This window comes from Sphingobacterium sp. ML3W, assembly GCF_000747525.1.
Lineage (GTDB): Bacteria > Bacteroidota > Bacteroidia > Sphingobacteriales > Sphingobacteriaceae > Sphingobacterium.
In genome coordinates this window covers 3,234,448-3,250,948 of the sequence record NZ_CP009278.1, presented here as the reverse complement: position 1 = coordinate 3,250,948, position 16,501 = coordinate 3,234,448, and the positions used below count along the sequence as shown (strand labels likewise).

Here is a 16,501-nt window from a genome sequence, read left to right as displayed (position 1 = left end):
TATTTTATTCTTTAAGTTATTCAACAGAATTATTCCGTTATAGTTTTAGAATTTCATGAAGTTACAAAATTATTTTATTTTTTTTCTGAGTGTCCCAGATCCTTATTCGGGTTAATATGATCCCTCACCAGTTGTTTCAACTCTTTTACTTCAGGAAATCTGCCCATACCCTTACGATCAAATAGCGTGTATCCGTCACTAGAAATGGTGTATTTTCCTGCAATTTCACTTGGAATCAATAAGACACCGTGAACATCTTCCGTAAAAGTGCTGAGTAACTCTTGTGCCATATAAGCTGCGCGTAACATCCAATTGCATTTTGGACAGTATTCTATTGAAATGGTTGGTTTGGATTTATTCATATTTCCTATCATCGAATGAGTAGCGAATATAAGTTATTTCATTTTGATATGAGCGGCCTCTTTTTAGCTGCTTTTTTATATTCATTTTTTAAGAATAACAATTAACCTATCTTAAGTGAAGTCATGGCTAGTGACCCGCCAACAGAGTTGTCATTAAACAACATGAGCTCATCGTGCTGCTCTTTTAAGGCTAAGCTGTAAATTAATGGTAAATAGTGCTCTGGTGTCGGGATTGCTAATTCGAAAGCTTTCCCTTGGTTTTTGAAATCTATTAAGGAATTGTGATCACCATCTAAAATATATCCTTTCATTTTTTCTTTAGCCTCCTGTGCCCAGTCCCACGCAAATCCAGATTCGTTCAATTTATCCCATGCCACCATACGTAAGTTATGAACCATATTGCCACTTCCAATTATTAAAACACCTTTCTGACGCAGAGAAGCTAACTCTTTCGCTAAAGCGTAATGATAAGATGCGGGTTTGGTATAATCAATGCTCATTTGTATAACTGGAACAGTAGCATTGGGGTATAGGTGTCTGACAACGGACCATGCACCGTGGTCAAGCCCCCATTTGTCATCAAGTAGGACATCTGCTTTTGTGATAATTCTTTTCGTTTCTTGTGCCAATGAAGGACTACCAGGGGCAGGGTATTGTACATCAAATAACGCTTGAGGAAATCCGCCGAAATCATGAATTGTTGGTGGATTCTCCATTGCTGTCACGAAAGTACCCTGTGTTTCCCAATGAGCAGAAATTACTAAGATTGCCTTTGGTGTGTCAAATGTCTTTCCTATATTTCTGAATCCGTCAACAAACTCGTTTTCTTCAATTGCAATCATAGGACTGCCATGTCCCAAAAATAAAACTGGAAATTTTTCCGTTGCTTGGAAAGATTTAGATAGATCATGTAGGGAACTTACTTTTAAAGCAGCTCCTGCGAAAGGGATTGCAGCCATAGCGGTTATCATTTGTTTTCTAGTCATTTTTTACTCCTAATATCTTTTGTCGTTTTGGAGTGTTCAAACACGACATACAAATATCAGTTTTATCTGATGGAGTGGGTATTGTTTATCGGAAAGAAAGTTGTGTTATTTGGAAATTATCTTCTTCATGTCATTTCTAAAGTCTGTAGGTGTTTGTCCAGATTTCCTTTTAAAAACAGTTGCAAAGTAGGCTTTATCGGTATAACCAAGTTCAAAACCTATTTCTGAAATTGTTTTGTCGGTATTCATCAATAAACTCTTGGCTTCAATTAACTTTCTGGTTTCAATGATTTCGGAAACACTCTGTTGCAATATTTGATGACAGATAAGGTTGAGGGCGCGGGCGCTCATGAAAAGTTTTTCAGCATAGAAATTGACCGATTCCGGACGGTGGTAGTTCTCCTCTAGTATGGTTAAAAAATTCTTGAAAGTAGTACTGGTATTCGATGGGGCAAGTAAGCCTTCTGGAAACTGTTTCCTATATTCGGATTCAATCATGGTAAATAACGTACTTAGTAATTGACGAACAATGCCCAGGTCGGCATTTTTTGTCTGCATCTCATCTGCTATCATTTGTGAAACTGTAACCAATCGTTGAAAGCAAGGGGAGGACTCGATACTAAAGGTCGCGTGGTCATGAAAATGATTATACAGTTGGAATGTTGTTTCTGGAATGAATTCACTTTTGAATCGTAAAACCCAAAATTGACATTTCCCTGCTCTAGGCTGCGGTTTAACACGATGTATCTTTCCCTTGCTTACAAAGCTGATAAATGGAGCCACAAAAATTTCAGATTTGAAATCTATAAAATGTTCCAATTGACCTTCTGTGCCAATAATCAACTCTTCGAAATCATGATGATGCAAATTGTTTTCGCTATCTGCGATGCGGTCTGCCTCTGCGGCATCGAGTTGATATATTTTAAAAATTTCTTTCAAAGTATTTTATTGTTTTCCCTTAGCGATTAAAGTTATGTAAAAATGTAGTACGGAGTTCTATTGAAGCTTAATATTTCGGTCATTTTCTTTTGTAATCTATGTTGTCTGAAGGTTCATCGAACGATTTTAGAAATTAGTATTACTTTAAGATTCCGAAAGAGATAATCTTTTTTAGGGTTAATGGGACCAACTATATATCGTTTGATTTGTATAGCTTTTTGAGGCGCTCTTGATTTGGTTATCCTAACCTAGTATTTTTTATCCTATACCTCTTTACTGAATATATTTCATTCGTATTTCTTCTTAATACTTTCATGTTGCTATGACCTATAAATAGTGGATGGTTTATTTTTTCATTTATAGGGATGGTTATCATGGTATCCATAACGTGCAGTAATATGGAATCCTTTTAGGTGATTAATAAGTTTCGGAAATCATCTTGATAATAAGTTGATATCAAATTAGTACCAACTTCAGATTTAATAGTGTATTAAGAGGGGGATTATAGGGGGTTAGTAGGGGGTTAATAGGGGTATATCCCTATTAACCCCCTACTAATACCAAGCTATCTCTGGTCTACACCTGTTTTAATACCGAAGTTGGTACCTAGTTCATATTACTTAGGTTATAATCCAAGTAGGATCTGCATATTGAATATCTGCTGTTGTGTCCATGCTTATCTATAGCGGTACAATATGTATTTACTATATACTATCTATAAAGAAGCTAGCTGCTCTTCTGGTCTGATTATAGTCAGTCCATACTTAACCTATAGCGATGGAATAAGTAGGTAAGGGATGCTATTATAAAAAGTGAATGGTTATTCCGGTCTATTATAGTCATTCACACTTATTTCTACAGAGAGACAATAAGTGCTTATACTATATATAAGGAGTGATCTGCTATTCCAGTCGATTGATAATCATCCATACTTATCTATAGCGATACTATAAGAAGCATGCGATCGGCCATGATAAAGGAGCGATCGGCCATAGCACCTGCTTTTTGGTCGATATCCAGCCCTCAGTTCGGCTCTTTCAGAAATAAATCATCCAATGATACAGCAAGTTACCTCCTTTCTCAATAAATAAGCAAGAAAACGTTTGGAAGTGATTATAAAAATGGTCTATCTTTGCACCACTCCGCAAGGGAGGAACGGTCGGTCCGAAAGGGCTGACACTGAAAAAAAGAGGGTCTATGTTATTTAGACGCAGAAATCGAAAAGGTCTCCAAAAATAAATTTTCACATTTATTTTGGATATACCAAAAAGATCTCTACCTTTGCAGTCCCAACGGAAACGAAGGGAATCAAAACAAGATCGATAACGGCGCAATGCCGACATCATATAGCCGAAGCGAGATGCGGAAGCGAAAAAAGTTCTTTAAAAATATAATCATGTAACGTAACGAGTAGTGTTGAGAAACGACGAAAGTTAAAAAAAACAACCTGTTCAATTTTAGAATCAGAAATAAAATACAAGACAATTCTATTTATTATAAATAGTCTTGATCTTACACTTCATTTTACAATGGAGAGTTTGATCCTGGCTCAGGATGAACGCTAGCGGCAGGCCTAATACATGCAAGTCGGACGGGATTCAGGACTAAGCTTGCTTAGTTCTGATGAGAGTGGCGCACGGGTGCGTAACGCGTGAGCAACCTACCCATATCTGGGGGATAGCCTCTCGAAAGAGAGATTAACACCGCATAACATCAGAGAATGGCATCATTTTCTGATCAAATATTCATAGGATATGGATGGGCTCGCGTGACATTAGCTAGTTGGAGAGGTAACGGCTCACCAAGGCTACGATGTCTAGGGGCTCTGAGAGGAGAATCCCCCACACTGGTACTGAGACACGGACCAGACTCCTACGGGAGGCAGCAGTAAGGAATATTGGTCAATGGAGGCAACTCTGAACCAGCCATGCCGCGTGCAGGATGACTGCCCTATGGGTTGTAAACTGCTTTTGTCAGGGAATAAACCTACTTACGTGTAAGTAGCTGAATGTACCTGAAGAATAAGGATCGGCTAACTCCGTGCCAGCAGCCGCGGTAATACGGAGGATCCAAGCGTTATCCGGATTTATTGGGTTTAAAGGGTGCGTAGGCGGTCCTATAAGTCAGTGGTGAAAGACGGCAGCTTAACTGTCGCAGTGCCTTTGATACTGTAGGACTTGAATCTATTTGAAGTGGGCGGAATAAGACAAGTAGCGGTGAAATGCATAGATATGTCTTAGAACTCCGATTGCGAAGGCAGCTCACTAAGTTAGCATTGACGCTGATGCACGAAAGCGTGGGGATCAAACAGGATTAGATACCCTGGTAGTCCACGCCCTAAACGATGATAACTCGATGTTTGCGATACACAGTAAGCGTCCAAGCGAAAGCGTTAAGTTATCCACCTGGGGAGTACGGTCGCAAGATTGAAACTCAAAGGAATTGACGGGGGCCCGCACAAGCGGAGGAGCATGTGGTTTAATTCGATGATACGCGAGGAACCTTACCCGGGCTTGAAAGTTAGTGAATGATCCAGAGACGGATCAGTCCTTCGGGACACGAAACTAGGTGCTGCATGGCTGTCGTCAGCTCGTGCCGTGAGGTGTTGGGTTAAGTCCCGCAACGAGCGCAACCCCTATGTTTAGTTGCCAGCGAGTTATGTCGGGGACTCTAAACAGACTGCCTGTGCAAACAGTGAGGAAGGTGGGGACGACGTCAAGTCATCATGGCCCTTACGTCCGGGGCTACACACGTGCTACAATGGATGGTACAGCGGGCAGCTACATAGCAATATGATGCTAATCTCTAAAAGCCATTCACAGTTCGGATTGAGGTCTGCAACTCGACCTCATGAAGTTGGATTCGCTAGTAATCGCGTATCAGCAATGACGCGGTGAATACGTTCCCGGGCCTTGTACACACCGCCCGTCAAGCCATGAAAGTTGGGGGTACCTAAAGCATGTAACCGCAAGGAGCGTGTTAGGGTAAAACCGATAATTGGGGCTAAGTCGTAACAAGGTAGCCGTACCGGAAGGTGCGGCTGGAATACCTCCTTTCTAGAGCATTCAAGATTGAAGCTCGTTACGTATACACATGATTTATATTTTAGAAACAAAAAGAAACATTTGAAGAAATGTGCCCATCCCTGTAGGATGGTCCAGAGAGAGAATGATAAGCTAGTCCCGTAGCTCAGTTGGTTAGAGCACTACACTGATAATGTAGGGGTCAGCAGTTCAAATCTGCTCGGGACTACCATAAAACGATACGGGGAATTAGCTCAGCTGGCTAGAGCACCTGCCTTGCACGCAGGGGGTCATCGGTTCGACTCCGATATTCTCCACAGGTCTGCCCGAACACCAAGATATTGTGTTCATGATAAGGGCGACAAAGAGTTCTTTGACATATTGAAAGAAAAAAATTACAAGAGAAGACAACAGTAGAGACAATACTGTGATGTGTTCGATGTATTATGAAGACCCTCGGTCAAGGCCGAACGGATTAATGCGTAGCATCATGGTTATATATATCAAAAAGCAACCCATAGTAGCAAAAGGGCTATGAGGTGAAGAAAGTAAATAAGGGCACACGGGGGATGCCTAGGCTCTCAGAGGCGATGAAGGACGTGATAAGCTGCGATAAGCTTCGGGGATTAGCAAATGTGAGTTCGATCCGAAGATTTCCGAATGGGGCAACCTAGCATACTGAAGGTATGTTGTATAATACGCGAACGCGCTGAACTGAAACATCTAAGTAGGCGTAGGAGAAGAAAATAATAATGATTTCCCAAGTAGTGGCGAGCGAACGGGAAAGAGCCCAAACCATTGATGTTACGGCATCAGTGGGGTTGTAGGGCTGCGATGTGGCATTAGCAAACAGAAGTGGAATGGGATGGGAAGCCCAGCTATAGACGGTGATAGCCCGGTACACGTATAGAATGCTAGCCTAGCAGTACCCTGAGTACCGCGGGGTCGGAGACGCCCTGTGGGAATCTGTCAGCACCATCTGATAAGGCTAAATACTCCTGAGAGACCGATAGTGAACTAGTACCGTGAGGGAAAGGTGAAAAGAACCTCGAACAGAGGAGTGAAAAGAACCTGAAACCGTGTGCTTACAAGCGGTCGGAGCTGCCAGGTGCAGTGACGGCGTGCCTTTTGCATAATGAGCCTACGAGTTACTCTTGTCTGGCAAGGTTAAGTGGTTCAGCCACGCAGCCGAAGCGAAAGCGAGTCTTAATAGGGCGCATAGTCAGATGAGGTAGACGCGAAACCTTGTGATCTACCCTTGGGCAGGTTGAAGTTGCAGTAACATGTAATGGAGGACCGAACCGATAAACGTTGAAAAGTTTTCGGATGACCTGAGGGTAGGGGTGAAAGGCTAATCAAACTGGGAAATAGCTCGTACTCCCCGAAATGTTTTTAGGAACAGCGTCGGCATAGAGTCTTATAGAGGTAGAGCTACCGATTGGGTGCGGGGGAGTCAAATCCTACCAAATCCAGACGAACTCCGAATGCTATAAGATATGGCCGGCAGTGAGGCTTTGGGTGCTAAGGTCCAAGGCCGAGAGGGAAAGAACCCAGACCATCAGCTAAGGTCCCTAAATATACGCTAAGTTGAACTAACGAGGTCCGGTTGCCTAGACAGCTAGGATGTTGGCTTGGAAGCAGCCATTCATTTAAAGAGTGCGTAACAGCTCACTAGTCGAGCGGCCGGGCGTGGATAATAAACGGGCATCAAGTGTATTACCGAAGCTATGGATTCATACTGAAATATGTATGTCTGGTAGGGGAGCATTCTATTTACGGTGAAGCGATCTGGTAATGGGTCGTGGAGTGTATAGAAAAGCAAATGTAGGCATAAGTAACGATAAGGCGGGTGAGAAACCCGCCCACCGAAAGACTAAGGTTTCCTGATCAACGCTAATCGGATCAGGGTTAGTCGGGGCCTAAGGCGCATCCGAAGGGAGTAAGCCGATGGACAACTGGTCAATATTCCAGTACTTTTTATAACTGCGATGTGGTGACGGAGTAGTGACACTGCCGCGAACTGACGGAATAGTTCGTTGAAAGGCGTAGGTATAGGGACGGTAGGCAAATCCGCCGACCCTGCTGAAACCCAATAGTACAGCAAAGCTTCGGCGGCGTTGATAGAGCAGGTAAACAGACTTCCAAGAAAACCCGCTAAGCTTCAGGTTATAAAAACCCGTACCGTAAACCGACACAGGTAGTCGAGGAGAGAATCCTAAGGTGCTCGAGTGAATCATGGCTAAGGAACTCGGCAAAATGGCCCTGTAACTTCGGGAGAAGGGGCGCTTCCTCCAGCAATGGAGAAGCCGCAGTGAAAAGGCCCAGGCGACTGTTTAACAAAAACATATGGCTTTGCAAAATCGAAAGATGAAGTATAAGGCCTGACACCTGCCCGGTGCTGGAAGGTTAAGAGGGGATGTCATCGTAAGAGAAGCATTGAATCGAAGCCCCAGTAAACGGCGGCCGTAACTATAACGGTCCTAAGGTAGCGAAATTCCTTGTCGGGTAAGTTCCGACCTGCACGAATGGTGTAACGATCTGGGCGCTGTCTCAGCCATGAGCTCGGTGAAATTGTGGTATCGGTGAAGACGCCGATTACCCGCAACGGGACGGAAAGACCCCATGCACCTTCACTATAGCTTAACATTGGAATTGGGTACAGGATGTGTAGGATAGGCGGGAGATGTTGAAGTGGCTTCGCTAGGAGTCATGGAATCAACCTTGAAATACCGCCCTTTCTGTATCCGGTTTCTAACTCGGTTATATCGAGGACATTGTTTGGTGGGTAGTTTGACTGGGGTGGTCGCCTCCAAAAAGGTAACGGAGGCTTTCAAAGGTAAGCTCAGTACGCTTGGTAACCGTACGAGGAGTGCAATGGCATAAGCTTGCTTGACTGTGAGACCAACAAGTCGAACAGGGTCGAAAGACGGACATAGTGATCCGGTGGTTCTGTATGGAAGGGCCATCGCTCAAAGGATAAAAGGTACGCTGGGGATAACAGGCTGATCTCCCCCAAGAGCTCATATCGACGGGGAGGTTTGGCACCTCGATGTCGGCTCGTCACATCCTGGGGCTGGAGAAGGTCCCAAGGGTTGGGCTGTTCGCCCATTAAAGTGGCACGCGAGCTGGGTTCAGAACGTCGCGAGACAGTTCGGTCCCTATCTGTTGTGGGCGTTGGAAGTTTGAGTGGATCTGTCCTTAGTACGAGAGGACCGGGATGGACTGACCGCTGGTAAACCAGTTATGCCGCCAGGTGTACGGCTGGGTAGCTACGTCGGGAATAGATAAGCGCTGAAAGCATCTAAGTGCGAAACTAGCCACGAGATGAGACTTCCTTATAGGGCCGTAGAAGACTACTACGTCGATAGGTTGCAGGTGTAAAGGTAGAGATACCATAGCTGAGCAATACTAATCACCCGAAGCTTTCTCAAGCAACGCAGACACTGTTGTCTTCCTCTTTTAGTTTTTCTTTCAATTGTCTATAGATCAGATGGTGACTTTTATCCGTTAAGGATATTGTTTCTATATTCTGATAACCTTATTTTAGGTGCCTATATCGGCGGTGTCTACCTCTTCCCATTCCGAACAGAGAAGTCAAGCCCGCCAGAGCCGATGGTATTGCCGTAACAGGTGGGAGAGTAGGTCGGTGCCTTTTTTTATACGGAAGCCCTTGCATGACAGCAAGGGCTTTTTTGTGTTCCGTATTTTCTGGGGGACAGCACCGCCGGACCGGACATCACCCAGCAACCGATGGCCTTGCCTTAATATACTATAATGGACTGGAAATTAGGTCGGTACCATTTCTTATACTGAAGTCCTTGCATATTAGCGATTATCTCTGGCTCTATGTGATGCTGTTGGAGCATATCTCATTGCTATAAAAATGCTAAAACATATCGGATATGCCTTATCGTTAGTCTCTCATGAGGTTTTTTTTTCTCGTTACCTATATTAATTCCTCGCTGTTAAGTTTTGGATTGCTACTTGATATATACATAGATTAAGGTTGCTAAGGCACTCCCTATAAGTGGTCCAATGACAGGAACCCAAGCATAGGCTATATTGAAAGATTTCTTGTTTTTTATTGGTAATAAGGCGTGCGTTATGCGAGGGCCTAGATCACGTGCTGGATTAATGGCATATCCAGTGGTACCACCTAATGATAGGCCGATACCCCAAACGACAAAACTTACAGGTATTGCTCCTATGGAACCTAGTCCAAAGGTTTGTCCTTGGTAAGTCGTTGGACTCGTGAAATTTAGTATACAAAATATTAAGACAAATGTGCCAACGATTTCGCTAATAATATTAATTTTAGGGTTGAATATGGCTGGTCTGGTACAGAATACAGCCTCTTTGGCTCCTGCATCATCGGTTTCTGTGAAATGGTCTTTGTACATGAGCCAAACTATAAAAGATCCAAACATTGCGCCTAAAATTTGCATAAGGATGTATTGTAAGCCCAAGCTTATCGTCATCTTATTTAAAAGAAGATTGGCAAGAGTGACTGCGGGATTTAGATGTGCTCCGCTGTGAGGTCCTGCGATGGTAACACCTGCAAATACTGCCAATGCCCAAGCCGTACTGATAACTATCCAACCCGAATTATTTCCTTTAGTATCTTTTAATACCACATTTGCAACGACCCCGCCACCTAATAGAATGAGGATGGCTGTGCCTATAAATTCTGCAATTAATACATTCATATTATAAAATTAATTAGTCATTCATATCATAGTTTGCCCAAAATTTTGTGGTCTCTACTGCTCTTTTCCATTCTCGTAAAGATTGTTTTACTCTATCGTCACCAATCGGCTTGAATATTGTATCTAATTGCCATTGTTCGGCAATCTCTTCAATACTAGGCCAAAAACCAACTGCTAGACCTGCTAAATAAGCCGCACCAAGTGCCGTTGTTTCAATTACTTCAGGTCTTACTGTAGTCGCATTAATGAAATTGGCCTGGGTTTGCATCAGAAAATTATTAGCACTCGCACCGCCATCTACGCGAAGCTCTTTGACTTCAATTTGTGAATCAGACTGCATCGCTGTCAGCACATCGGTAACTTGGAAAGCAATGCCCTCAAGTGCAGCACGGGCGATATGTGCGACATTAGTTCCCCTTGAAAGCCCCAATAAGCTTCCTCTAGCATAAGGGTTCCAATGCGGCGCACCAAGTCCTGAAAAAGCAGGAACCAAATATACACCATCACTGTCTTTTACACTAGTGGCTAATCTTTCGACTTCTGCTGCTGTTTTTATAATCCCCAACTCATCTCTTAACCATTGTATAACTGCTCCTCCGATAAAGACGCTCCCCTCTAGGGCATACGTTACCTTATCCCCAATTTTCCAAGCAATAGTGGTAACTAAATTGTTTTTGGAAAATATCGGTTTTGAGCCAATATTCATTAATAAGAAACAACCAGTTCCGTATGTGTTTTTGGCCATACCTTTCTTCGTGCACATTTGTCCGAAAAGTGCTGCCTGTTGATCTCCAGCTATACCAGCGATAGGTACCACACTTGATAGTATTTGTCCTGAAGTATAACCATAGACCTCCGAAGATGATGCCACTTGAGGTAAGAGACTCTTTGGGATATCAAATAGGTTTAGAAGCTCTTCGTCCCAGTTTAATGTCTCAATATTATAGAGCATTGTACGCGAAGCATTGGATACGTCGGTTACATGTACTTTTCCATCCGTTAAATTCCATATAATCCAAGTGTCCACAGTTCCAAAAGCGAGTTCTCCACGATTTGCTCGCTCGCGGACACCTTCAACATGTTCTAATATCCAATTAATTTTGGATGCTGAAAAGTAGGAATCAATACGTAAGCCAGTTTTTTGCTGTATGGTATCACTATATCCTTCTTTTTCGAGGTTTTTACAATAATTGGCTGTTCTACGGTCTTGCCAAACAATGGCATTGTAGACGGGTTCACCTGTGTTTCTATCCCAAATAATCGTTGTCTCGCGTTGATTTGTGATTCCGATACCTTTAATATGTTTGGGCGTGATTTTTAATTTAGCCATAACCTCGGTAAAGACAGATAATTGGCTGGCCCATATTTCCTTAGGGTCGTGTTCTACCCATCCTGAATGCGGATATATCTGTTTGAACTCTTTCTGTGCTATGGCTTCTATTTTTCCTGATTTTGAAAAAATAATAGCTCTGGAACTGGTTGTCCCTTGATCTAATGCTAAAATGTATTCTTTTGTACTCATTGATTTAGGGGTTTTAGATTATGCCTCATAACTGTAGTGTTTGCCAAGCGCTAAGAACTGTTGAAGCTCTTCTTCTTCCCACGATTCTGTCTGATCAAGTTCATTCGCCATAATATGAACTACAACAGGTGCGGCCTCCATAGCAGCTTTAGCGTCTAGAAACAGCATCCGCATCCTTCTTGCTAAGACATCCTCGAGTCGCCTAGCCATTTCATTTCTTACCGCCCATACAACTTCAGCAGCGATATAATCAAACTTGGGATGTATCTTTTGATTGAGTTCGGGGTTTTTAATTGCTAAATCTTTAATCAGGTCAGCATCAGCACCGTAAATTTGCCAATGACCTTCTTGTTTATCTTCTAAATAACCATGAATTTTGAGGGTTTTAGTGATGCAAGGTGCATCGGTTAATTTTCCGATTTCAATGGCCTTATTTACAGTATCCTCTGCCATTTTTCGATAGGTAGTCCACTTTCCTCCAGTGATGGTAATCAATCCTGACTTGCTTGTAATCAGTTTGTGGTCTCTTGAAATCTCTTTTGTCGATTTGGAGTTCTCATCTTTTGGGGCAGCTAATGGTCTTAAACCTGCAAAAACACTCAGTATATCCTTCCTCGTAGGTGCTGGATTGAGGTATGTTTTAGCAGTGGAGAGTATAAATTCAACCTCTTCCTCCAAAGGTCTTGGTTCAATGGTGTGGATATCCAGCGGGGTATCTGTCGTACCTAATAAGATGTGGTCATGCCATGGAACACCGAACAAAACCCGGCCATCATCTGTCTCTGGAATCATTAAGGCATCATCTTCTCCCAAGAATTTTTTATCGATAACAATATGTGTTCCTTGTGAGGGTCTAACTAAGTTCTTATGGGTAGGAGACTCCATTTTGAGAATGTCGTCAACAAAAATACCAGTAGCATTGATGACCGTTTTTGCGGTTATTTCAATCGTTTCTTCCGATTCAAGATCTGTAAATGAGATGCCAGAAACATGTCCATTTTCATCTTTATGGATGGCATTTACATCGCAATAATTGAGGATCGTGGCGTCTAACATGCTTGCTGTTTGCGCTAAATTAATAGCAAATCTAGCGTCATCAAATTGTCCATCATAGTAGATAATTCCACCTTTCAGGCCTGTTTTTTTGATGGATGTTAGTTTGGATACCACCTGTTCGTTGGATAGGAATTTGGACGCACCAATGCGGTATGATCCTGCCATCCAATCGTAAATTTTTAATCCAATCAGATACTTCCATTTACTATAAAAGGAATAACAGGGTATAATAAAACTTTGCACCTTAGCTAGATGAGGTGCATTTTTGAATATTAATCCTCTTTCTCTTAAAGCAGAATAAACGAGCTTTATATCACCATTTGCTAAATAGCGGACACCTCCATGAACCAATTTAGTACTCCTGCTCGAGGTCGCTTTTGCAAAATCGTATTTTTCCAACAGGAGTGTTTTATATCCACGTGATGCGGCATCAACAGCAATACCGAGGCCGGTAGCACCCCCCCCAATGATGACGACATCCCATTTCGAGTTTTTCTTTACCCGTTCTAGGTTTTTGTCTCTTTTAAAGTTAATCATACGCTTGTTTAATAATTACATTTGGTTTCATTTGTATGCTTTTTTGGTCTAGTATAAATATAAATGAAAGGTCTTTTTTATACAACGAAATAGGATGAAAGTTTGTTTTATTTATTTTTTAATTGGTACATTGTTCAAATGTCCCAATTTTATATATCTCATTTATAAGAATGCGATATTCTTGCTGTGCTGAAAATAAATGGATATATTATTGTTACAGAGTTGAGGAAGAATTTGGATTTCTCTAAGGTTACCATGAGTATGGATTTATAACGCGCATAAGGTGCTGTAGTTGTTTTTTCACAGCTTGGGGGATAACGAGAGGAAATAGAAAGAATGATTGGAAAAGAGCCTCTTAAAAGAATAATTAATGGGTATGTTAAAATAGATAAACAACGATTGTTTTTAATAAAAAAATAGGTTGTTTATCATTATTTTCCTTAAATAATGTAAAAAAAGACTAAAAATATTGTCATTCGTTAAAGAAATGCCTTTATTTGCACAAATCTCAAATTTAAATGGCTAAAAATTTACTCATAGTAGAGTCTCCTGCGAAAGCGAAAACAATAGAAGGGTATCTAGGGAAGGACTTTTTAGTGAAGTCTAGTTACGGGCATATTCGTGACTTGGTGAAGACCGATGATGCTATTGATACAGATAAAGATTTTCAACAAAAATATGAAGTTCCTACTGATAAAAAGGCAATAGTCAGTGAATTAAAGAAATTAGCTAAAGCTGCAGAAACAGTATGGCTAGCGTCCGATGAGGACCGTGAAGGAGAGGCGATATCTTGGCATTTATTTGAGACGTTGGGTTTAAAGGATGAGAGTACTAAACGTATTGTCTTTCATGAGATCACGAAACCAGCGATTTTAAAAGCCATTGAGAATCCTCGTAAAATAGATTATAATTTAGTTAATGCACAACAAGCACGTCGTGTACTGGATCGATTAGTCGGATTTGAACTTTCTCCTGTGTTATGGAAAAAAGTAAAACCTTCTTTATCTGCAGGACGTGTTCAATCCGTTGCTGTACGTTTAATCGTAGATCGCGAGCGTGAAGTCATTCGGTTTAATGCTGAAGCATCATTCCGAATTGTTGCATTTTTTCATACAGGAAAAGTAAAAGATAGTTTTAAGGCAGAGTTGCCTCATCGCTTTGCTACAGAAGTTGAAGCAAAGCAGTTTTTAGACGATTGTAGGACTGCAGAGTTCGCTGTTAAGAGTTTGGAAACAAAACCTGCGAAACGATCTCCTGCGGCTCCATTTACCACTTCAACCCTACAGCAGGAAGCCAGTCGTAAGCTTGGATTCTCTGTTGCACGGACGATGCAGGTAGCGCAGCGGTTATATGAAGCAGGGCGCATTACTTATATGCGTACCGACTCGGTCAACTTAAGTGATACAGCAATAGAAGCGGCAGAAAAAGAAATTCGCTCAGCTTATGGTGATCGTTACCACAAACTAAGAAAATATAAAACGAAGACTTCAGGAGCACAAGAGGCCCACGAGGCGATTCGTCCAACTTATTTTTCTGAACATAGTATCGAAGGTGATGCTGCAGAAAAAAGATTGTACGATTTAATTTGGAAACGTGCTATCGCTTCTCAAATGAGTGAAGCGGAGTTTGAGAAGACTTTGGCTAAAATTTCTATTTCTACACGTAAGGAAGATTTATCTGCTTCGGGTGAAGTAATGAAATTCGACGGATTCTTGAAGGTTTATTTTGAATCTACAGATGATGACCATGATTCTGGTAATGAGGAGGAAAACGATAATTCATTGTTACCTCCTTTAACAACTGGACAAGCTGTTGTATTGAAAAGCATGAATGCAACGGAACGTTTCACGAGACCTCCTGCACGTTACACTGAAGCTGCTTTGGTGAAGAAATTGGAAGAATTGGGTATCGGTAGACCTTCTACCTATGCGCCAACAATTTCAACAATTCAAAATCGTGGTTATGTTGTGAAAGAGGAACGTGATGGTCGTTCACGTGATTACCGTGTTTTGACATTGGAGAACGCAGAGATCTCTGCCGTTACGAAAACAGAAATCACGGGTGCGGAAAAAGGGAAAATGTTCCCTACTGATATCGGTATTGTAGTCAATGATTTTCTTGTTGAACACTTTAAAGGTATAGTAGACTTTAATTTTACGGCTAAAGTCGAAAAGGAATTTGATGAGATTGCACATGGTTTGACTGAATGGACAGATATGTTGCGTGAGTTTTATGGACCTTTTCATTCTGAAGTACAGAAAACTTTAGAGCATGCTGAACGTGCAAATAACGAAAGAGAACTCGGTGTAGACCCTGTATCGGGAAAGCCAGTTTCTGTTCGTATTGGTAAATTTGGTCCTTTGGTTCAGATTGGAGCACAGGATGATGAAGAGAAACCACGATTTGCATCCTTACGTAAAGGTCAGATGATCGAAACGATTACTTTTGAAGATGCGATGGAGTTGTTCAAACTACCTAAAAAAGTAGGGATCTTTGAAGAAAAAGAAATGACTGTTGCGATTGGTCGATTTGGACCTTATATTCGTCACGACTCCTCTTTCTACTCTTTACCAAAAGATCTTGATCCTTTAGACGTTACTGAAGAAGAGTGCATCCAGATCATCAAGGAAAAGAGACAGAAGGATATCGAGAAAGTGATTCGTGTTTTTGATGAAAATCCAGAAGCGCAGATTGAACAAGGTCGTTGGGGTCCATTTATTCGTTTTGGAAAACAGAACTTAAAAATCCCTAAAGGTACGGAGGTTGAAAACATTACTTACGAAGATGTCGTTAAGTGGGCAGAAGCTGATGCTCCAAAGGGGAAAGCTAAAGTAGCTACTAAAAAAGCGACAACGACTAAAAAAGCTCCAGCAAAAAAAGCGACAACTGTTAAAAAGGCTACAACTGCTAAGAAAGCGGCTACAGTAAAAGCAACGAAAGAGAAATAATTGAAATGAAAAAGGATTTACCTGAAAACATTGTTCAAAATATCACCATTGCTGTTATTTTGGAAAGTGAGAGCCCGGAGTCGAAAATATGGAATGTCTATTTGATTAATGAAAAAAATCAAGAGATTCAAAATGTTTTGGTTACTTCAAAAGGTTATGGTGAGAAGGATGGTGTGCAGGTACAAACAAGCACATTACGTCATTTCATCGGTAATGTAGGAGCACATTCTTTTGACAAAATCGAAGCTATAGATGAGGAGGTGTTTGGCCTAACCAATGAATATTGGTTAAGCTTTTACATAGACAACATTATTTACGATAAAAAATATATCTTCTTACCCGAAAGCATTATTGAAGGAAATTTAATACTTGTTCCTGTAGTAAATAAGCTCGGGGTGATAATAGGAGGGATGAATTAGTTT

General features: G+C 41.6%; 8 protein-coding genes, 2 tRNA genes and 3 rRNA genes. 7 read left to right on the top strand and 6 right to left on the bottom strand.

All coding sequences use genetic code 11. The features are described from left to right. Positions 1-74 precede the first annotated feature (74 nt). From KO02_RS13875 to KO02_RS13865, 3 genes are all read right to left on the bottom strand, one after another. On the bottom strand, positions 75-362 hold the full coding sequence (locus KO02_RS13875) for a SelT/SelW/SelH family protein (protein WP_081918494.1): 288 nt from the start codon (positions 360-362) through the stop codon (positions 75-77). Between the two features lie 101 nt (positions 363-463). Then, entirely contained in the window at positions 464-1,348 is an 885-nt protein-coding gene (ygiD, locus tag KO02_RS13870) for a 4,5-DOPA dioxygenase extradiol (RefSeq protein WP_081918389.1), read from the bottom strand. Between the two features lie 105 nt (positions 1,349-1,453). Further along, positions 1,454-2,287, bottom strand: a complete 834-nt coding sequence (locus KO02_RS13865; protein ID WP_038699191.1) for a helix-turn-helix transcriptional regulator — start codon at positions 2,285-2,287, stop codon at positions 1,454-1,456. Positions 2,288-3,813: 1,526 nt separating this feature from the next. Here KO02_RS13865 and KO02_RS13860 point away from each other — a divergent pair. From KO02_RS13860 to rrf, 5 genes are all read left to right on the top strand, one after another. After that, positions 3,814-5,343 (top strand): 16S ribosomal RNA (locus tag KO02_RS13860). 122 nt (positions 5,344-5,465) lie between these two features. Then, positions 5,466-5,542, top strand: a tRNA-Ile gene (locus KO02_RS13855). Positions 5,543-5,553: 11 nt separating this feature from the next. Next, positions 5,554-5,627: transfer RNA gene (locus tag KO02_RS13850), tRNA-Ala, on the top strand. A gap of 225 nt (positions 5,628-5,852) precedes the next feature. Next, positions 5,853-8,741 (top strand): 23S ribosomal RNA (locus tag KO02_RS13845). Positions 8,742-8,853: 112 nt separating this feature from the next. After that, a 5S ribosomal RNA gene (rrf, locus tag KO02_RS13840) occupies positions 8,854-8,965 on the top strand. The 16S, 23S and 5S rRNA genes sit together here with 2 tRNA genes alongside, the layout of an rRNA operon. Positions 8,966-9,290: 325 nt before the next feature. Here rrf and KO02_RS13835 read toward each other — a convergent pair. Genes KO02_RS13835 through KO02_RS13825 form a run of 3 tightly spaced genes read right to left on the bottom strand, consistent with a single transcriptional unit; the run spans position 9,291 to position 13,131 of the window. After that, positions 9,291-10,016, bottom strand: a complete 726-nt coding sequence (locus KO02_RS13835; protein WP_038699189.1) for an MIP/aquaporin family protein — start codon at positions 10,014-10,016, stop codon at positions 9,291-9,293. Positions 10,017-10,029: 13 nt separating this feature from the next. Beyond that, the gene (gene glpK / locus KO02_RS13830) at positions 10,030-11,538 is read right to left on the bottom strand and encodes a glycerol kinase GlpK (RefSeq protein ID WP_038699187.1); all 1,509 of its coding nucleotides are present in this window, start codon (positions 11,536-11,538) and stop codon (positions 10,030-10,032) included. Positions 11,539-11,556: 18 nt separating this feature from the next. Continuing rightward, the gene (locus KO02_RS13825; RefSeq protein WP_144243328.1) at positions 11,557-13,131 is read right to left on the bottom strand and encodes a glycerol-3-phosphate dehydrogenase/oxidase; all 1,575 of its coding nucleotides are present in this window, start codon (positions 13,129-13,131) and stop codon (positions 11,557-11,559) included. A 518-nt stretch (positions 13,132-13,649) separates the two neighbouring features. Here KO02_RS13825 and topA point away from each other — a divergent pair. Both topA and KO02_RS13815 read left to right on the top strand, forming a co-directional pair. Continuing rightward, positions 13,650-16,079 carry a type I DNA topoisomerase gene (gene topA, locus KO02_RS13820; RefSeq protein ID WP_051959949.1) on the top strand — a complete coding sequence of 810 codons (2,430 nt, stop codon included), beginning with the start codon at positions 13,650-13,652 and terminating at the stop codon, positions 16,077-16,079. Positions 16,080-16,084: 5 nt separating this feature from the next. Next, the gene (locus tag KO02_RS13815; RefSeq protein WP_038699185.1) at positions 16,085-16,498 is read left to right on the top strand and encodes a hypothetical protein; all 414 of its coding nucleotides are present in this window, start codon (positions 16,085-16,087) and stop codon (positions 16,496-16,498) included. Positions 16,499-16,501 lie beyond the last annotated feature (3 nt).